Raw genomic sequence first — 18,111 nt, forward strand, 5'->3', positions numbered from 1 at the left:
CCTCAAGATGAGATTTCCCATAGCGTAAGCTAGTAAGATCCCTGAAAGATGATCAGGTTGATAGGTCAGAGGTGGAAGCGCGGCGACGTGTGGAGCTGACTGATACTAATCGATCGAGGACTTAATCTAAGATGCGTAGGCGGCTTGGTTAGGCCCGACAGGCATAAGACGAATCACGCAAGAAGGCCTGCCTTCTGGAGAGATTTGGCTTATGACCCCGAGGGACTAGCCGCCGGAGCTCGTTTATGCAAAGTGATACCCGTGTATTTCTTCTTCTTCATTCATTATCTAGTTTTGAAGGAATGATTTTTCTTCAATCATATAATCTAGTGGCGATAGCGAAAAGGTCACACCCGTTCCCATACCGAACACGGAAGTTAAGCTTTTCAGCGCCGATGGTAGTTGAGGGTTTCCCTCTGTGAGAGTAGGACGTCGCTAGGTTTATCATGGCCCCTTGGTCAAGCGGTTAAGACACCGCCCTTTCACGGCGGTAACACGGGTTCGAATCCCGTAGGGGTCACCAAGTTTTTTACAAAGTAAAAATAACCAATTTTTTCACGAAGTGAAAAAAACATTCCATATCGGAGGATTAGCTCAGCTGGGAGAGCACCTGCCTTACAAGCAGGGGGTCGGCGGTTCGATCCCGTCATCCTCCATCAGGACTTTTTTCACGTAAGTGAAAAAAAGTCTTTCTTAATAAATTCACGTTAGATAAAATAAGAATTTTAATAAGCCGGCGTAGCTCAATTGGTAGAGCAACTGACTTGTAATCAGTAGGTTGGGGGTTCAAGTCCTCTCACCGGCACCACTTTATACCGAGCCATTAGCTCAGTCGGTAGAGCATCTGACTTTTAATCAGAGGGTCGAAGGTTCGAGTCCTTCATGGCTCACCAAAGTTTTTTGCTTTAGCAAAATAACTTTCCATTATGCGGGTGTGGCGGAATTGGCAGACGCACTAGACTTAGGATCTAGCGCCGCAAGGCGTGGGGGTTCGACTCCCTTCACCCGCACCAATGCTTCTTTTGTAACTTAATAACTTTCCATTTGCGGAAGTAGTTCAGTGGTAGAATACAACCTTGCCAAGGTTGGGGTCGCGGGTTCGAATCCCGTCTTCCGCTCCAGAACTTACTTTTGCCGGGGTGGCGGAACTGGCAGACGCACAGGACTTAAAATCCTGCGGTAGGTGACTACCGTACCGGTTCGATTCCGGTCCTCGGCACCAAAGCTTTTTGCAAAGCAAAATAGGTTTCATTTCTTACGAAGTAAAATATCCAAAGCTTTTTGCGCTAGCAAAATAGCTATCCTTAACACACTAATATAAGTGTCATTACAAAAATATGCGCCCGTAGCTCAATTGGATAGAGCGTCTGACTACGGATCAGAAGGTTATGGGTTCGACTCCTTTCGGGCGCGCCATTTCTATTAATATTTGTTTGGGGCCTTAGCTCAGCTGGGAGAGCGCCTGCCTTGCACGCAGGAGGTCAGCGGTTCGATCCCGCTAGGCTCCACTTAGATTTTTTCACGTAACGTAGTGTAATGAAAATAATCTTCATTAATTCAGGAACATGTGAATTAAAAATTCAATGAATTACTTTGGCGGTGTAGCTCAGCTGGCTAGAGCGTACGGTTCATACCCGTGAGGTCGGGGGTTCGATCCCCTCCGCCGCTACCATAATAGTTTATTTCTTTGGAGGTATACCCAAGTCTGGCTGAAGGGATCGGTCTTGAAAACCGACAGGCGGGTCAAACCGCGCGGGGGTTCGAATCCCTCTACCTCCTCCATCTTAAAATAATATTATTTTCAATTAAACATTTGAAAAAAAACTTTGGTCCCGTGGTGTAGCGGTTAACATGCCTGCCTGTCACGCAGGAGATCGCCGGTTCGATCCCGGTCGGGACCGCCATCTATACATAATTGAATGTATTATGGCTCAGTAGCTCAGTCGGTAGAGCACGATGAGTAAGCTTCCAAGAAAAGCATCCAGCGTACCGATTGAAAATCGGGACGAAGGACGAAATAAGATTGTATCTAGAGTAATTATATTAATTATGGCTCAGTAGCTCAGTCGGTAGAGCACGATGAGTAAGCTTTCAAGAAAAGCATCCAGCGTACCGATTGAAAATCGGGACGAAGGACGAAATAAGATTGTATCTAGAGTAATTATATTAATTATGGCTCAGTAGCTCAGTCGGTAGAGCACGATGAGTAAGCTTCCAAGAAAAGCATCCAGCGTACCGATTGAAAATCGGGACGAAGGACGAAATAAGATTGTATCTAGAGTAATTATATTAATTATGGCTCAGTAGCTCAGTCGGTAGAGCAAAGGACTGAAAATCCTTGTGTCGGCGGTTCGATTCCGTCCTGAGCCATCTTTTTTTTGAAGGGGTATAGTTTAAAGGTAGAACGAAGGTCTCCAAAACCTTTGGTGTGGGTTCAATTCCTACTACCCCTGTCAAATCACATGGCGGTTGTGGCGAAGTGGTTAACGCATCGGATTGTGGTTCCGACATTCGTGGGTTCGATTCCCATCAGTCGCCCCATTATATGCAATTTCTTCATTGGGCTATAGCCAAGCGGTAAGGCAACGGACTTTGACTCCGTCATGCGTTGGTTCGAATCCAGCTAGCCCAGTACGAAAAGCGGAGCCGACTGTTTTGGTCCGACAAGCGCTGGAGGGGAACCTGTGGAAGTCATAAGACTTCAAAGGGGCCCGAAGTGAACTCGAGGACCAAGGAGGCGCATCTGGACAATATAATATGCGGGTGTAGTTTAATGGTAAAACCTCAGCCTTCCAAGCTGATGTCGTGAGTTCGATTCTCATCACCCGCTCCATAAATACATATAACCTTGTTTCCAACACTAGAGTTGTTTCAATAAATGAAGCAGCCCTAGTGTTTTTTGATTTTTTAAGATGTTGTTATCATAAAGAAAGGACAGGTGCATAGCACCTATCCTTTTACCAATCTTGTGTATTTTCAAGTAAATGATCGATTTCAATTGTTGTGATGAATGAAAATCCTTCATCTTCAGTAAGGTCGCGAGTGGATTCTAACAATTCATCGATATCAGCTTTTATTAATCGCATAGTTATATACTCCTCTCGTTTATGTACGTTATTTACCATACCCTATTTCCTGGTCTACTAAACTTTTCGATGCGAAGTTCTTCTTTATGGGGGTGAAAATAAAAAAATTATTAATTTCTTACCCTTTTTCCCTTATCATGTTATGAATAAAATATGACCAAACTATTACTTAGCTATTAATAAAATAGGAAGAATCTCATTTTTAGTTGAAAAACAGTTATAAATACATTTAAATTAAGTTCGAGAGATGTAGGGGGAGATGAAATAAATGAACGTATTAGTGATAGAAGATAATGAGAGTGTATGCTCCATGATTGATATGTTTTTTTCTAAAGAAGGAATTAAAGGAACATATATCCACGATGGTTTAGAAGGCCTTAACACGTTTAAATCAAGTGAATGGGACTTGGTTATTATTGACTGGATGCTTCCGAGTATGGATGGTGTTATGATATGCCGGAAAATTAGAGAAGAAGGATATACGGTTCCTATCATTATGTTAACAGCAAAGGATACAGAGTCAGACCAAGTGCTAGGACTTGAAATGGGAGCGGATGATTATGTAACAAAACCATTCAGTCCACTAGCTTTAATGGCAAGGATTAAGGCGATTAGTCGACGTATGCAAAATAATGATCAAGTTAAAGTCGATAAAGGGTTGCTACAAACTAAACATTTTAAAATCAGTAAGGATACAAGAGAAGTATTTTTAGATGATCAGCCAGTGTTAAATTTAACACCGAAGGAATTTGAACTTCTTTACTACTTCGCGCAGCATCCAAAGCAGGTCTTTACAAGGGAACAGCTTCTTGAACGAGTATGGGGCTATCAATTTTATGGTGATGAGCGAACAGTAGATGTTCATATTAAACGATTAAGAAAGAAGATAGGAACCGATTCCCAGCCATTCTTCCATACTGTTTGGGGTGTAGGCTATAAGTTCGATGAAGTGGTGCAAGTAAATGAAAATTAAGTATTTGTACCAGCAACTTATAAGTCACATAAGTGTGCTAGTGGTTGCTTTTTTAATATTAAGTTTAGTGTTCTCTCATTACGTAGAGGGGCTGGTGTATAAAAATAAGGTAGATGAACTTGAATCATACGGTGAAAATATTTTGCGTGACATTACAGAGGGGAATCTTTCCTCCGACCGAATTGTAAATGAGTATATGGCCGTATTAGGTGGACGGAATATTAGCTTTTCTATCTTTGATGAGAAAGGATCAGTTATATTTCCTGCCGATAAGCATGGGGGAGATTTAAGGTTAGTGGATGAAGTACTTGAACAAATTTCGAGCGGAGAGACTCTAATTGTTAAAAATAGGACGAAACGCTCGGATCAAGAAGTAACACTTGTTGCTATTCCTTATATAGTAAATGGACAATTAGCAGGAGGAATCTTACTTACTGCCCCAATTAGCGGTTCAAGAGAAATGATCAGTCAAATTAATCAATATTTATTTTATACAGTTCTCATCGCTTTAGTGGTTGCTGTTTTACTAAGCTTGATTTTGTCAAGAATACATGTTCATCGAATTAAACGAATTCAAGCGGCAACATCATCCGTTGCTGCTGGGAATTACACAGTAAAGCTACCTTCTTCAACTTTTGACGAAATAGGGGAACTTGCCGAGGACTTTAATTCAATGGTGATGCGATTAAATGCCTCGAAGGAAGAAATTGAAAGCTTGGAAAACCGCCGTCGTAATTTCATGTCAGATGTATCGCATGAACTTCGAACCCCGCTTACAACAATTAGCGGAGTAATTGAAGGATTAAAAAATAATATGATTGCAGAAGAGGAAAAAGAGAAAGGAATTCAACTGGTTAGCAAAGAGACAAAACGCCTAATTCGCCTTGTAAATGAAAATCTAGATTATGATAAAATTCGCTCAAATCAGATTAAGCTTACTAAAGAAGAGATTCCGTTGGATGAGTTATTTGAAATTATTCAAGAGCAATTATCACTTCAAGCAGAGGAAAAAGGGAATTCTATTCACATAAAGGTAGAGGAAGGTACTTCTATTTATGCGGATTATGACCGTCTTGTGCAAATTCTCATTAATATAACCAAAAATAGCATTCAGTTTACTTCAAATGGAAGTATCTATTTGCGAGGGAAGAATGGAATAAGGGAAACCATCATTGAAATTGAAGATACAGGACTTGGAATTGATCCAATGGAAATTGAAAAAATATGGCATCGTTTTTATAAAGCTGAGATCTCACGTACATCAAACCCTTTTGGTGAGTTTGGGTTAGGCTTGTCGATTGTCAAACAGCTCGTACAGCTTCATAGTGGAAAGATCGAAGTAACGAGTGATAAAGGAAAAGGAACCATATTTACGATTCGTTTTCCCTCAGAATGATTCTAGCAAAAAATAAGCCGCATTAGCGGTTTATTTTTTTTGCTGAATAAACATAATCTTTCCCTATTATTTCTAACTCTATTAAAGGTTTGTTAATTATTTGTTCATAAATGGGGTCTATGATGTAAATATGAAGTAAGACATAAAGGAGGAGCTTAGGATGAGTGATTTTAATCAATTTCCATCACAATTAGAAACTTCGCAAGAATATCATACTGAACCTGTTAAGAAGAAAAAGAAAGGAAAGAAGGTGCAAAGCTTTCTATCAATGGTGACTGCTGGGGTCGTGGGTTCGATGCTTACCATCGTGGCTATTCCTAATATAGACACAATTCAAAACCTTTCAGAGAAGATTAGTGGAGTTACTGGAGAGCAAAATACCGCTGTGTCTAGCTCAAATGAAAATAATGAGGCAGCAGCTGTAGTGACAACTGCTACAACTACAACTAAAAATTCTGATGATATTGCAGTTGCAGATATGGTTGAGGCATCCTCTAAAGCTATTGTTGGGATTGTTAATTTACAGGAACAAACTAGTCGCTATTCTACTGACACATCAGCTGTTGAGTCAGGATCAGGGTCAGGTGTCATTTTTAAAGTAACAGGTAATGAGGCTTATATTGTAACAAATAATCATGTGATCGAAGGGGCAAGTGAAATTGAGGTTTCACTTTATAACGGAGAGAAAGCCAGTGCACAACTAATTGGTGCAGATGCTCTAACGGATTTAGCTGTATTAAAAATTGATTCCAAAGACGTTGAAGGGACACTTGAATTCGGAGATTCTTCAACATTACGTGCTGGAGAGGACGTACTTGCTATAGGAAATCCACTAGGTCTTGAATTTTCACGTACGGTAACTCAAGGGATTGTAAGTGCAACGGATCGGACAATTACTGTGACGACTTCTGCCGGAGAATGGGAGTTGAATGTAATCCAGACTGATGCAGCTATTAATCCCGGAAATAGTGGTGGAGCTTTACTCAATGCAAGTGGTCAGGTAATTGGAATTAACTCACTTAAGATCTCAGAGGATGGAGTTGAGGGATTAGGATTCGCGATTCCAAGTAATGATGTAGTACCAATCGTAAACCAACTTATTGAATCTGGCCAAATTACACGTCCTTATATGGGAGTGAGCTTAGCGGGTCTAGAGGAACTTCCCCAAATGTATCTGCAGGAAGTACCAGAAACAGTAACAGAAGGTGCAATGGTGATGCAAATCGATTCAAGCTCAGCTGCTGCGAAAGCAGGTTTAGTAGTAGGTGATGTAATTGTTAGTATCGATGACGTGAAGGTAACCAATTCAAATGATTTACGTAAGTACTTATACAATGATCTATCTGTGGGTGATGAAATAACGTTAAAGGTATATAGCAAGGGACAAGAAAAAACGGTCACGATGACTTTAACAGATCAGCAAGCGACAAGTTAATCAAATCTTCGGAGGGATTAGAAATGGACGTTAAATACAAGATTTTAAATAAACAGGGCATCCAGTTTTACTTGAAGGGAGGTGAATTCATTTGAACAAGGCGGTAAAGTGGACGATAATCGTAGCACCGATCGTCGTTCTAGCGATTGCCATTGTTAGCATGTTTAGTATACCAACCATGACCGTTCAAGCTCAGGGGTTTCATGGAATGAAAGGTGGAGGCGTTCATGGTTTTCATGAAAGAGGTATGATGGTGAACCACTCCTTCTTCTTATTACCATTCTTATTAGGTGTATTGGCAAAGGCTGGCCTAGTAATAGCTGGTTGGATGCTTTGGGTTAGAGGAAAGAGCAATGGAATGAAACTTACTGGTGGAATCTTACTTGCACTAGGAATACTTGCTCTATTACCTAGTATTCTAGCTATTCCACTTCTTATTTTATTAGGTTACTTACTTTATAAGGGTGCAGTAAAGAAAGACACAAATGTTCAAGAATTAATGACGGGAGAAGATTTAGTTGTACCGTCCTATATAAATAGAGATTTCCTTGATGAGTGGGAAAATAAAGTACGTAGGGAGGAAAAGTAAAAATGGGGATTTTCAAACGAATAAAAGATATAGCAACAGCAGATTTTAATGACGCTTTGGATAAATTAGAGGATCCGATTAGTATGCTTAAACAATATTTAAGAGAGCTTGAGGGCGAGATAGGAAAGGCACAAAAGGCTCTGGCTCAGCAGTTGTATATTGAAAAGAAGTTTGAAGCAGTCATTGAATCAACGATTGACAGAGTTCAAAAAAGAGCTAGGCAAGCTGAGTTAGCAGTCGAAAGAGGAGAAGATCAGATTGCTAGACTAGCAATAGAGGACAAGCTTCAACAAGAGAAAAAACTAAGGGTGTATGAAGGACAGTACCACACAATTAAAAATCAAACGAATTTATTGTACGATGAACTCGATAAACTTAAAGAAAAGTATGACGAACTACAGGATCGTAAACTGCTGCTCGTTTCTAGAATGACAGCGGCAAAGGTATCAAACGATATCTCACAAGTTCTTTCTTCGATTAATCCGGACCGTGCAGTAAAGGGGTTCATAAGAGTTGAGGAAGAGATACTTAAACTTGAAGCAAAGTCACAAGCAAATCAATATTTCACAAAAGCGAATTCGGGAAGAATTGAGAGTGTTCTTGGAACATACTCACATGAAGATGTAGAAAAGGAATTAGAGAAATTAAAATCTTCAAGACTAGAAACTGTATAATATGGGAGAAGGAGACGAGTGAATCGTCTCTTTTGCTTTTTCATATCTCTTTCATTGCTTGTTAATAGTTTTGTCACATTTACAGGTTAGTATTAGGAAGAGAAAACAAAGGAGAGGACAATTATAGAATGAAGGAAAAATTACTTAGGAAGAAGTTAGTAATAACAATAGTAACAGCATTAGTCGGACTAGCTATAATCGCTGGAATTCTCTTATCATCAAAAGATAGTGTAGTAGCAATGGTTGGAGATGCGTCCATATCAGAAGATGAACTCCAACAGACTTTGTTAGATCAGTATGGAGCAGATGCACTTGATGTGTTGATTACAAACAAATTAATTGAGCTTGAAGCGGATAAACAAAAGATTACGGTATCAGATGAAGAAGTTGAAGAGGAGCTTGCTGCATTGGCTGAATCATATGGCGGTGAGACGGCTCTTGAAGAGGCCGTTGTAGCAACTGGAATGACAATGGATGATGTTAGAGACGATATTATCAATTATATTAAAACTGAAAAATTGCTTGAGCCAAGAATTGAAATTACAGATGAAGAGTTACAAACGTATTTTGATGAAAATAAGGATACTTTTGCGACAGCTGAGCAAGTACAAGCAAGCCATATTTTAGTAGCTGATGAAGCAACTGCTAACGAAGTTAAAAGTAAACTCGACGCAGGGGAAGACTTTAGTGAATTAGCTAAAGAATATTCAACAGATACAACAACGTCAGAATCTGGTGGGGACTTAGGATACTTTAGCAGTGGTGATATGGTAGCAGAGTTTGAAGAGGTTGCATTTGCACTTGGTGTGGATGAAATTAGTGCTCCTGTAAAAACCGAGTATGGTTACCATATAATTAAAGTTGTCGATCATCAGGAAGCGAAGGAAGCTAATTTCGAAGATAGTAAGGGAGAAATTTCTGATACCTTAATGAATGATAAGATGTCTACAGAATATACAGTATGGTTAGAAGAGCTTAAAGAAGAGTATGAAATTACTAACTATCTAGAAGCATAAAAAGAACCCTCGATTGATTGCTCAATCGAGGGTTCTTCATATTAGAAACTAACTGATTGTTTAGAAATCATTTCTTCGGATGAGTTTGGGACAGCTGGAAGTGGGGTATCAATTAAAGAATGCTTTGTTACATTCTTTGAAACTTCTACATATTTCATGTGATGTTCTTCCATCTCAATAATTTTGAAGGTGTAGTTTTCTAGTGTAATTTCGTCGCCTTCTCTTGCCTCATAATTCTCGGTTAAGATCCAACCACCAATTGTGTCCACATCTTCATCATCAATGCTTAATCCTAATAGATCATTTACTTCACTAACAAGCATTTTTGCATCAATAATGTAGTGATCTTCCTGAAGCTTGCGTATCATTGGAATTTCGTCCATATCAAACTCATCACGAATTTCACCAACTATTTCTTCTATGATGTCCTCCACTGTAACTAGACCAGAAGTTCCGCCATATTCATCCATAAGAATGGCCATATGGATTCGTTCCTTTTGCATTTTAACTAATAAGTCATGGATAGGTACCGTATCTATGACACGGATAATAGGTCTTGTATATATTTCAAGTGTCTTCGTTAAGAGTGTTCGGTTTTGTATGAGCTCGGTCATGATTTCTTTTATATTTACCATTCCTATAATATGGTCCTTGTCACCGTCTATGATAGGGTAACGAGTAAACTTTTCTTCGTTAACAACTTGAAGAAATTCCTCTAACGTATTGTCCTTTGATAAGGTAACGATTTCCCGTCTAGGAACCATAATTTCCTTAGCAATTCGGTTATCGAATTCAAATATTTTGTTTACATATTTAAACTCTGATTGGTTAATTTCACCACTTTTATAGCTCTCAGAAAGTATTAATCGCAGTTCTTCTTCAGAATGTGCTAGGTCATTTATGGAAGCAGGTTTTAGCCCAAATATTTTTGTTAATATTTTCGTTGTTCCATTTAGTACAAAAATGAAAGGGAACATTAGTCGGTAAAACCAGATGAGTGGACGCGCAGTAAAGAGCGTCATTTTCTCTGCTTTTTGCAGTGCCATCGTTTTTGGAGCTATTTTTCCAAATAACACATGAAGGAATGTAATAGCTAAGAAACCTATTCCGAAAGAAAGGATGGATACGATTGTCTCTGTTCCATTCATTTGCTGAAAAATAGGTCGCAATACGATTTCAAGGGGTTCAATTGCTAACCACCCTAGCCCTAAAGTTGTCATAGTAATACCAAGTTGGCAAGCAGACAAGTAATTGTCTAGGTTAGCATTAACCCTTTTTGCAGAAATAGCACCTTTTTTGCCTTCCTCAATGAGCTGGTCGAGCCGTGCGACCCGTACCTTCACAATAGCATATTCCGATACCACAAAAAATGCCGTCAAAGCAATTAAAATGGCTATTAAAACCAAGTTTAATATGTCCAATAAATTTCCTTATCTCGCTTAATAAACGAGTAAGGAGTCACCTCCCAGTTAATTCGAAAATTTTACTAACCTATGAAACTCGGGTAAAAACTTCATCAGCCATTCGCTCTCCACTGTTAACTCTTCAGAGAGAACTTTCGTTTGCTGACCATCTAGATTTTCAATTAATGGGATGAGTACAGAAATATCGTGCTGTAGCTGCTTCATTTGTTGACCAATGGAGTGAATATGCTTTTCCATTTCTCCCTGTTTCACGTCTTTTTGCTTTTTCATTTCTAGTTTTCTCTTAATCTCTTCTAAAGGGATATGCATTTCTTTACATTCCTCAATGAAGTGTAGTGCTTCTAAGGCTTCATCATTGTAAATTCTGTAATTTCCCTTTGAACGATCCGCATGCAGTAACCCTAAATTTGTGTAATAATCAATCGTTCTTCTTGAAACTTTTGCGATTGAAGCTAGCTCCCCAATTCGGTAAAATGCCCCATTGTACCACCTCTGCTTATGAATTGTTCAATATAAATAATTCTAATTATACGAAAGGAAAAACTGTACAGTCAAACGTTACGGTTAGATAAAAAATGGTATTATCCATATTTTATGATGAATTTATTGTAATATGAAGGCTCTTGGAGGAATTGTTAGAAAAATGAAAAAAAGCCTCTTTACTCAGAGACTTCTGTAATAGAAGGAATAGGCATCGTCATTCTAAAAATGGTTTTTTCCGTACTTGATTCACATATAAGGCGCCCTTTATGTTTTTCAATGATTTCTCTACAGACGAAAAGTCCAAGTCCAGTTCCAAGTGTTTTAGTAGTGACAAATGGCTCGAAAATGGATTTTAACATCTGGTCTGGAATCATTGGTCCATTATTTGATATTTCGATAACAACATGCTTATTGTGTGAAAGAGAACAAATGATCTCTATTATTGGGTCTTCGCGGTATTGTGTTAACACATCAATTGCATTAAATATAATGTTGATTAACACCTGTCTAATTTCATCCACATATCCGAATAAATGAACATGGTCAAAAGTTTCTCTTATAACCTTTACTTTTGAGTCGAGTATGCTTGGATATAAGAATATGAGAACTTCATCAATAAGTTCATTTAATGAAAAGGAACTTTTTTCTTTACCAATTAGTTCTTTCTTCGAGAGAAGTAAGAATTGAGAAATTCGGAAGTTTAACTGCTCTAATTCACTTGAAATAATATCTAAGTATTTAATTGATGGATCTTCGGCTTTTAATAATTGAATAAAACCTTGAACCGAAGTTAAGGGGTTTCTAAATTCATGAATAAAACTTGAGGTCATTTGTCCAAGTAGTGTTAACCTATCCTTGTGAGTAGAATCGATAAATTGCGTCTTTTCTTCGATAATTTTATTTTTTTCCTCTGTAAAGTAAGAAACAGAGTATAGTAAAAACTTATCAAAGAATGAATCAATGCTCTTTATGGATTCTTTGATTTCTTCTTTTGTAAAATCAGATTCAAGTAAATGGTGATAGATAATCGAACGGCCGATGTTGACATTATAAACAAATGTCCCAATGTTAATAAAATCGTTTACTCGTTGTTCTGCAATTTTCAACGAAAAATCTTCAATGAATTTTTCAAAGTCAAGACCTTCTATATCAAGACCATCTAAAATCATTTGAAACAATGAAAAGTCATTCGTATTGATTTCAAATTTATATGGATCTTCTGTTGAGATTAATATTTCTTTTTCCCATAAAGAGACTAATAAATTTTTTGATTTTGAGAGATAATCAATTAATTTCTCCCTAGTTGCTTGTAGCATGGATTGTCACTCACCCTTATATTCTTTCTCTCTCTTTATTAGTTAATAAGGATATATTCGAGGATTTTAGGTGGAATCCTCTTTCTAAAAATGAGAAACATAGAAATCATACGTAAGTCTTATTAATTGTAAAAAAAATCCATTTTTAAAACATCTATGAGCATGCGTAAGTTATTGTGACATTTCACACAGCGACCCAAAAGGAAACGTGCTATAAATAAAGATAATCATTCTCAATTAGATTCATTGTAAGAAAAACAATAAGTATATGGGTGATAAATATGTTAGTAGCATTAAAAGCGGGGGAAAAAGCCGTTATTAAGGATATATCTGGCGCCAATGCTTTAGTCAGGCGCAGATTATTAGATTTAGGTATAACAGAGGGCTCAATTGTCTGTATAAAATGCATTATGCCGTTTGGTGGACCTGTTATGCTCGAATCATGCGGACAGTGCGTAGGAATTAGGAGAAACGAGGCAAGTTGCATTGAGGTGGAAAAAGGATAATGGAAATTGCTCTATTTGGAAATCCGAATACTGGAAAGACGTCACTTTTCAACAGCTTAACAGGTTCTTATGAGTATATAGGGAACTGGAGTGGAGTGACAGTTGAGAAAAAGATTGGTGCCTTTAAGCAAAAAGCAGCAAGTTTAATTGATTTACCAGGAATCTACTCCTTAAACCCTCTATCTAAGGATGAAGGTGTTGTTACCCAATTTGTTCTCCATGAATCATACGATAAAATCCTAAATATTATTGATGCTTCGCAAATTGAAAGGAACTTACATCTTACTCTCCAGTTATTAGAGCTAGGTAAGCCTATTGTTATTGGAGTGAATATGGTTGATGTAGCTAGCAAACGAGGAATTGAAGTACATACCGAAAAGCTTGAAAAGATATTAGGTATCCCAGTAACTTCTGTAATCGCACGAAGTGGCAAAGGCTGTGATGTGCTGGCAGAGATGGTAACGGATTCCTCTAATGTAGATTCGAATAAAAGTCTCATAAACTATGGGAAGGAAATTGAAGAAACGATACTACATATCTCACAATTAGTTGAAGAGAAAACAAAGATATCCTCACGCTGGCTTACACTTCAGCTGTTAGAAGGAAATGAGTATGTAAAGAAGTATATGAATGATCTTGTAGGAGAAGAAAAAATTAATCTGATCATTGAAAAAGTTGAACAAAATATTTTTCAAGTAACTGATACAACAGTAGATACATTTATATATCAAACAAGAAGAGAAGTTATCACATCTATAGCCGATAAAGTTACCGTGAAAAGAAAAGAGTCGCACCCACCATTTTCAGAGAAAATAGATGTTCTGGTTACTAATAAGTGGTTAGGAATTCCTATTTTCCTTTTCATAATGTATGTGATGTTTATGCTTACGTTTGACTGGCTTGGATTTCCACTATCTGATTTGCTTGATGGGTTTATTACTGGTCCTCTAACAAATTTCATTGAAGGATTACTTGGATTAGTTGGGGCTTCTAAATTTATACATGCTATTGTTCTTGACGGTATTGTTGCAGGAGTAGGTGGGGTTCTTGTTTTTGTACCACAAATTTTCATCCTGTTTTTCTTTATTTCCTTACTGGAGGATTCAGGCTATATGGCTAGAGTAGCTTTAGTCATGGATCGGATAATGGAGTTGGTTGGTTTAAATGGAAAAGCGTTTATCCCAATGATGATTGGTTTTGGTTGTAATGTTCCTGGAGTCATGGCAGCCCGTACGATAGAAACTCCGAAGGAAAGAATACTTACCATATTGTTAACTCCTCTTATGTCATGTTCGGCTCGGCTTCCTGTATATGCCTTATTTGTAGGAGCTTTCTTTGTAGAGCATAAAGCTTTTATAGTCCTCTCTCTATATGTTATTGGGATTGTCGTTGCTCTAGTTGTCGCAAAGGTTTTTTCTAAAACAATATTAAAAGGAGAGACCTCACTATTCGTCATTGAGCTTCCTCCTTATCGCCTCCCTCAATTCCAGACACTATGGAGAAGTACATGGGATAAAGGCAAAGGTTTTATCCGTAAAGCGGGTACTTTTATATTTGCAGGTTCTGTCCTTATTTGGCTTTTATCATATGCTGGTCCAGCAGGAGTAAATGTAAATATGGATGATAGTTTTTTAGCTTTGATCGGAGGGGTATTTGCACCCCTATTTACTCCAATTGGCTTTGGTTCTTGGCAAGCGGGAGCCTCCTTGTTAACGGGCTTTTTAGCAAAGGAAGCAATTATATCAACGATGAATATCATTTATTTTGTTCCTGATGAATCTAGTCTACAAGGTTTACTAGCAACATCTTATTCTCCTTTAGCTGCCTATAGTTTTATGTTGTTTATTTTATTGTATATCCCTTGCTTGGCAACTGTAGCAACAATAAGAAAAGAAACTGCTTCAAGAAAATGGACAATCATTTCAATTGTTTATGCCTTTGTCGTAGCCTATGTTTTATGTTTACTTGTCTACCAAGCTGGGAAGCTATTAGGATTCTCATGAAAAATGAGGTGAAATCATGTTGGCGAATATTCTTTTAGGTAGCATTATTTTTGGTTATGCTGGCTTTGCTTTTTATAAGCATATTCAAAAATCAAGACAAGGGAAATGTGCCGCGTGTGCGGTAAAGAATGCTTGTAAAAATGAAGCTGTATGTACTAGTCAGGTTACTGATAATAAATAAATGTAGAAACTGCTGTTCAATAGGATAGCAGTTTTTTATTGGAATAATTTCCATTGTTGTTTTATAATAAAAAGAGGATGTGTAAAATTACACCAATTCTTTTTAAAGGACTGAATGGATTTGACTAGAGACGAGATAATATCGAAGGTATCGGAGAAAATGAGGTTAATCCGGACGGAAGCAGGATATACACAGGATAAAATGGGTGAAGTCATCGGTCTTTCGAAAAAGACGCTCGTACAAATTGAAAAAGGTAGGATGGATGCAAACTGGCAAACCGTTGTTACCATTTGTGCTCTATTTCGTGAAACAGAAACCATTCAATATTTATTTGGAAGTGACCCATTAGAAGTGCTTGAAACTGTGGCGAGAGATGGGATTGATTACCGAAAAGAAAAAACATTGGGTGGAAAGCTATGGTGGCGTGAAATTGACAGAAAAAAGGGGATTATTCTACAGCAGAATGTCTTAAGTCAACACTATCGTATTCTTGATGATGAGTACTTCCGCATTTTCAGCAGCTTCGAAGAACGTGCGTCCAGAGAGCGTTTTGAAGAGCTTGTGAATGAAATAAAGGAGTAAGAACAAAAGCTACTGGGTGTCCAATAAGGGATACTTAGTAGCTTTTTTTATGAGATATTTGGCAAAAAGTTAGTTGTCACTGTCATCATTTGAGTTGGAGTGGGTGTTGAAAAGAAATTGTTTTGGAGACATGATTGAGCGAATGATCGTTCTCAAAAATAGATTTAATCTTATTTAGAAATAAATGATTCCTTTGTCCATCAACAACTACTAGCAACTTACTCCCCTTTTTTATTGTTAAAAAAAATGTCACTAGTTTTGTTATGTGTAAGCCTGAAACTGAATGGTGATTATGATAAAAAGTGACCATGCCATTGAATTTCTTTGCTAATGTGTATAGTTCCATTATCTCTTTCATCATTATTCGGTGGGTATAACAAATCGTTACAGACGATGTTTCATTCATGGATAGCACTCCTTTACCCGAGTTGTTTTTATCAATTATTACCCCTTCTTCTTCTAAATGAAACGTGTTTGTCAGAAAATATACTGAGAATTCAATCTCTTCCGTCTAGAGACGGAGGAAATTCCCATCAAAGGTCTGTTTTGAGAAAAAGCAATGCAAAGTAAACTGAAGGTATTAAAGGGAGTTAGGGGTAGAATAAATGAAAAAATTTATGGTTGTTTTTCAAAACAAAAATTTCACCAAGCTTTTTTTAGCGAACTTCACCTCACAAATGGGTAGTACGATTGGACTTACTGCTTTTATGTTTTACTTATTGGATCGTTTTTCCGACCAGCCTATGTACGCATCTATAACAGAGTTAATGTATTCACTCCCCACTCTAGCTGTATTTTTCCTAGTCGGCGTATTTGCAGATCGAATGGACAGACAAAAGATTGCTTTTAGCTGTGACTGGATAAGTGCTGTCCTTTCCATATTATTTTTAGGCTCCTTAATAATTGGTTCGATGCCTCTTATCTTCTTTGTCCTCTTTTTAAGGAGTGCCGTTCAAAAATTCTTTTTTCCTGCCGAGCATGCGATGGTTCAAGGAGTTCTTAAGCAGGATGATTACACAACTGCTGCGGGTTTAAATCAATTGGTCATGAGTTTATTTATGTTATTTGGTAATGGGTTAGGGGTATTAGCTTATTGGACGGTAGGGATTTATGGGGCAATTCTTATCGATACTATTACGTTCATGATAAGTGCTTTGCTTATTCGGTCTTGCCAGATTCAAGAGAGTGTAAGAATGCCAAATGGAAAGCATCGATTAAAAGATTTAAATATTTCTACTGTATTTGTTGATTTTAAGGATTCAATGAAATATATACTACAGCATGGGCTACTAAGAACACTATTAATTGGATTTATTGTATTTGGTATTGTAAACGGTGGTTTTAGTGTAATGCCTGTTTTTATCTTAAAATATAAGCTTGCACCGGAGAACTACGAACAATTTTCAATTATTATCGGAATTATGTTTGGAATAGGAGCTTTACTAGGAAGTGTGATTGCATCGGTTATTAGTGAAAAACTAAAACTTCATCAGCTTATTATTATGGGGCTTATTATTACGGGAAGTTTTGTCATCCTTTCTTCACTAGTTACGTCCCTTGTCTTATTCTTTGTTCTAGTGTTTCTTGCCGCTGTAGGTTTGCCATTTGTAAATATTGGAATCGGAGGGTGGATGCCAAGTATTGTGGACCCTAAAATGATGGGGAGAGTTCAAGGATGGATTTCACCATTAATGATGCTTTCTCAATCGCTAACTTTGGGATTTATCGCTTATAGTTTTCCAGCGCTATTAAAGGTGGAGATGCTTTATTGGATGGTCGGAGGATGTTTGATGTTAGTGGGAGCATTTTATGCAATTGCTCTGCCAAAGTACAGCCGGAATCTCCAGCCGCAATCCAAGCCATTACCAGTTTCTTAGTAATGCAGAAAGGCGTACTATTATTGATAAAATTCAATTGACTTTATTGTATTTTGATGATAATGTAACAAATATGGAAAATAATGAAAGGATAGGAGGTTATGATCATGAGAGTAAGAGATTTACACATTCACTTAACTGAATATGAGAGCGTAACCATTTATAATCCTTGTCCTTAAATGAGCACAGTTAACTATTTTATCAATGGCACAGGTTACGTATGAGTAGCTTGTGCTTTTTTGTCGACTTTTGACATATCGCATAGGATGCGGTATGTCTTTTTTGTCTTGTAAAAGAGGTAGCTTTGGGAATATCCCATTACTATAAAAAAAATTCTAGGAGGAAGTAACCATGCAAACATTACGTGTAGAAAGATTATTGGTATCACCCGTGGAGCTTGAGAGTGGTTAGTTATACATGACGGAAAGAAAAGAGAGGAGACTACTAATATGGTACCTGTAGTAAGGACACTTGAAAAAGAGTGTTTTATCTACAGGTATTTTTTTATATACTAGAATTTCAACATATGGGGAATTAGGGGACGTCATGAGTAAAATAACATTTACAACT

The 18,111-nt window shown here is 37.6% G+C and carries 16 protein-coding genes, 17 tRNA genes and 2 rRNA genes; 30 read left to right on the plus strand and 5 right to left on the minus strand.

Annotated features, from left to right (window positions below; all coding sequences use genetic code 11):
• The 19 genes from ACVBAX_RS24645 to ACVBAX_RS24735 form a co-directional block, all read left to right on the plus strand.
• Positions 1–129 (plus strand): 23S ribosomal RNA (locus tag ACVBAX_RS24645); the annotation flags it as partial.
• A gap of 196 nt (positions 130–325) precedes the next feature.
• Positions 326–441 (plus strand): 5S ribosomal RNA (gene rrf / locus ACVBAX_RS24650).
• Positions 442–448: 7 nt separating this feature from the next.
• Positions 449–523, plus strand: a tRNA-Glu gene (locus ACVBAX_RS24655).
• A gap of 60 nt (positions 524–583) precedes the next feature.
• Positions 584–656 (plus strand) — tRNA-Val (locus ACVBAX_RS24660).
• Between the two features lie 76 nt (positions 657–732).
• Positions 733–808 (plus strand) — tRNA-Thr (locus ACVBAX_RS24665).
• 9 nt (positions 809–817) lie between these two features.
• Positions 818–893 (plus strand) — tRNA-Lys (locus tag ACVBAX_RS24670).
• Positions 894–928: 35 nt separating this feature from the next.
• Positions 929–1,013, plus strand: a tRNA-Leu gene (locus ACVBAX_RS24675).
• A gap of 33 nt (positions 1,014–1,046) precedes the next feature.
• Positions 1,047–1,121, plus strand: a tRNA-Gly gene (locus ACVBAX_RS24680).
• Between the two features lie 12 nt (positions 1,122–1,133).
• A tRNA-Leu gene (locus ACVBAX_RS24685) sits at positions 1,134–1,222 on the plus strand.
• A gap of 117 nt (positions 1,223–1,339) precedes the next feature.
• Positions 1,340–1,416 (plus strand) — tRNA-Arg (locus ACVBAX_RS24690).
• 19 nt (positions 1,417–1,435) lie between these two features.
• A tRNA-Ala gene (locus ACVBAX_RS24695) sits at positions 1,436–1,508 on the plus strand.
• Positions 1,509–1,595: 87 nt separating this feature from the next.
• A tRNA-Met gene (locus ACVBAX_RS24700) sits at positions 1,596–1,672 on the plus strand.
• A gap of 17 nt (positions 1,673–1,689) precedes the next feature.
• Positions 1,690–1,782: transfer RNA gene (locus ACVBAX_RS24705), tRNA-Ser, on the plus strand.
• A gap of 46 nt (positions 1,783–1,828) precedes the next feature.
• Positions 1,829–1,904 (plus strand) — tRNA-Asp (locus ACVBAX_RS24710).
• A 393-nt stretch (positions 1,905–2,297) separates the two neighbouring features.
• Positions 2,298–2,370, plus strand: a tRNA-Phe gene (locus tag ACVBAX_RS24715).
• 12 nt (positions 2,371–2,382) lie between these two features.
• A tRNA-Trp gene (locus ACVBAX_RS24720) sits at positions 2,383–2,453 on the plus strand.
• 12 nt (positions 2,454–2,465) lie between these two features.
• Positions 2,466–2,541: transfer RNA gene (locus ACVBAX_RS24725), tRNA-His, on the plus strand.
• A gap of 19 nt (positions 2,542–2,560) precedes the next feature.
• Positions 2,561–2,632 (plus strand) — tRNA-Gln (locus ACVBAX_RS24730).
• A 127-nt stretch (positions 2,633–2,759) separates the two neighbouring features.
• Positions 2,760–2,833, plus strand: a tRNA-Gly gene (locus tag ACVBAX_RS24735).
• Between the two features lie 124 nt (positions 2,834–2,957).
• On the opposite strand, the gene ACVBAX_RS24740 is transcribed toward ACVBAX_RS24735, so the two are convergent.
• Positions 2,958–3,086, minus strand: coding sequence for a hypothetical protein (locus ACVBAX_RS24740; RefSeq protein WP_276131190.1), 129 nt, complete (start codon positions 3,084–3,086; stop codon positions 2,958–2,960).
• A gap of 268 nt (positions 3,087–3,354) precedes the next feature.
• On the opposite strand from ACVBAX_RS24740, the gene ACVBAX_RS24745 reads away from it, so the two are divergent.
• From ACVBAX_RS24745 to ACVBAX_RS24770, 6 genes are all read left to right on the plus strand, one after another.
• Positions 3,355–4,059, plus strand: coding sequence for a winged helix-turn-helix domain-containing protein (locus tag ACVBAX_RS24745; RefSeq protein WP_447119550.1), 705 nt, complete (start codon positions 3,355–3,357; stop codon positions 4,057–4,059).
• The gene (locus ACVBAX_RS24750; protein ID WP_447119552.1) at positions 4,049–5,455 is read left to right on the plus strand and encodes a sensor histidine kinase; all 1,407 of its coding nucleotides are present in this window, start codon (positions 4,049–4,051) and stop codon (positions 5,453–5,455) included. The genes ACVBAX_RS24745 and ACVBAX_RS24750 overlap by 11 nt, the downstream gene beginning before the upstream one ends.
• 160 nt (positions 5,456–5,615) lie before the next feature.
• A complete protein-coding gene (locus ACVBAX_RS24755) occupies positions 5,616–6,890 on the plus strand; it encodes a S1C family serine protease (RefSeq protein WP_447119554.1) in 1,275 nt (424 codons plus the stop codon).
• A 91-nt stretch (positions 6,891–6,981) separates the two neighbouring features.
• Positions 6,982–7,479, plus strand: coding sequence for a hypothetical protein (locus ACVBAX_RS24760; protein ID WP_447119556.1), 498 nt, complete (start codon positions 6,982–6,984; stop codon positions 7,477–7,479).
• A 2-nt stretch (positions 7,480–7,481) separates the two neighbouring features.
• On the plus strand, positions 7,482–8,153 hold the full coding sequence (locus tag ACVBAX_RS24765) for a PspA/IM30 family protein (RefSeq protein WP_447119558.1): 672 nt from the start codon (positions 7,482–7,484) through the stop codon (positions 8,151–8,153).
• A gap of 128 nt (positions 8,154–8,281) precedes the next feature.
• The gene (locus ACVBAX_RS24770) at positions 8,282–9,169 is read left to right on the plus strand and encodes a foldase protein PrsA (RefSeq protein ID WP_447119560.1); all 888 of its coding nucleotides are present in this window, start codon (positions 8,282–8,284) and stop codon (positions 9,167–9,169) included.
• Positions 9,170–9,210: 41 nt separating this feature from the next.
• Here the strand turns inward: ACVBAX_RS24770 and ACVBAX_RS24775 are convergent, their stop codons facing one another.
• The 3 genes from ACVBAX_RS24775 to ACVBAX_RS24785 all read right to left on the minus strand — a co-directional run bounded on the left by ACVBAX_RS24775 (position 9,211) and on the right by ACVBAX_RS24785 (position 12,392).
• Positions 9,211–10,590, minus strand: coding sequence for a hemolysin family protein (locus ACVBAX_RS24775; protein WP_447119562.1), 1,380 nt, complete (start codon positions 10,588–10,590; stop codon positions 9,211–9,213).
• A gap of 48 nt (positions 10,591–10,638) precedes the next feature.
• Positions 10,639–11,097 (minus strand): MerR family transcriptional regulator, encoded by a 459-nt coding sequence (locus ACVBAX_RS24780; RefSeq protein WP_447119575.1) that lies wholly within the window; start codon positions 11,095–11,097, stop codon positions 10,639–10,641.
• A gap of 155 nt (positions 11,098–11,252) precedes the next feature.
• Positions 11,253–12,392 carry a histidine kinase N-terminal domain-containing protein gene (locus ACVBAX_RS24785; RefSeq protein ID WP_447119564.1) on the minus strand — a complete coding sequence of 380 codons (1,140 nt, stop codon included), beginning with the start codon at positions 12,390–12,392 and terminating at the stop codon, positions 11,253–11,255.
• A 281-nt stretch (positions 12,393–12,673) separates the two neighbouring features.
• Between ACVBAX_RS24785 and ACVBAX_RS24790 the strand changes: the two genes are divergently transcribed.
• The 4 genes from ACVBAX_RS24790 (at position 12,674) to ACVBAX_RS24805 (ending at position 15,664) form a co-directional block, all read left to right on the plus strand.
• Positions 12,674–12,898 carry a FeoA family protein gene (locus tag ACVBAX_RS24790; RefSeq protein ID WP_391558421.1) on the plus strand — a complete coding sequence of 75 codons (225 nt, stop codon included), beginning with the start codon at positions 12,674–12,676 and terminating at the stop codon, positions 12,896–12,898.
• Positions 12,898–14,901, plus strand: coding sequence for a ferrous iron transport protein B (feoB, locus tag ACVBAX_RS24795; protein WP_447119566.1), 2,004 nt, complete (start codon positions 12,898–12,900; stop codon positions 14,899–14,901). The genes ACVBAX_RS24790 and feoB overlap by 1 nt, the downstream gene beginning before the upstream one ends.
• A gap of 16 nt (positions 14,902–14,917) precedes the next feature.
• Positions 14,918–15,082: a FeoB-associated Cys-rich membrane protein gene (locus ACVBAX_RS24800; RefSeq protein ID WP_447119568.1), complete on the plus strand. Its 165-nt coding sequence runs from the start codon at positions 14,918–14,920 to the stop codon at positions 15,080–15,082.
• 120 nt (positions 15,083–15,202) lie between these two features.
• Positions 15,203–15,664: a helix-turn-helix domain-containing protein gene (locus tag ACVBAX_RS24805; protein ID WP_433906828.1), complete on the plus strand. Its 462-nt coding sequence runs from the start codon at positions 15,203–15,205 to the stop codon at positions 15,662–15,664.
• A gap of 85 nt (positions 15,665–15,749) precedes the next feature.
• Here ACVBAX_RS24805 and ACVBAX_RS24810 read toward each other — a convergent pair whose 3' ends face one another.
• Positions 15,750–16,070 carry a hypothetical protein gene (locus ACVBAX_RS24810; RefSeq protein WP_447119571.1) on the minus strand — a complete coding sequence of 107 codons (321 nt, stop codon included), beginning with the start codon at positions 16,068–16,070 and terminating at the stop codon, positions 15,750–15,752.
• Positions 16,071–16,269: 199 nt separating this feature from the next.
• Here ACVBAX_RS24810 and ACVBAX_RS24815 point away from each other — a divergent pair, with 199 nt between their 5' ends.
• On the plus strand, positions 16,270–17,541 hold the full coding sequence (locus ACVBAX_RS24815; protein WP_447119573.1) for an MFS transporter: 1,272 nt from the start codon (positions 16,270–16,272) through the stop codon (positions 17,539–17,541).
• The last annotated feature ends 570 nt before the right edge of the window (positions 17,542–18,111 follow it).

Source organism: Robertmurraya sp. GLU-23 (assembly GCF_052983275.1).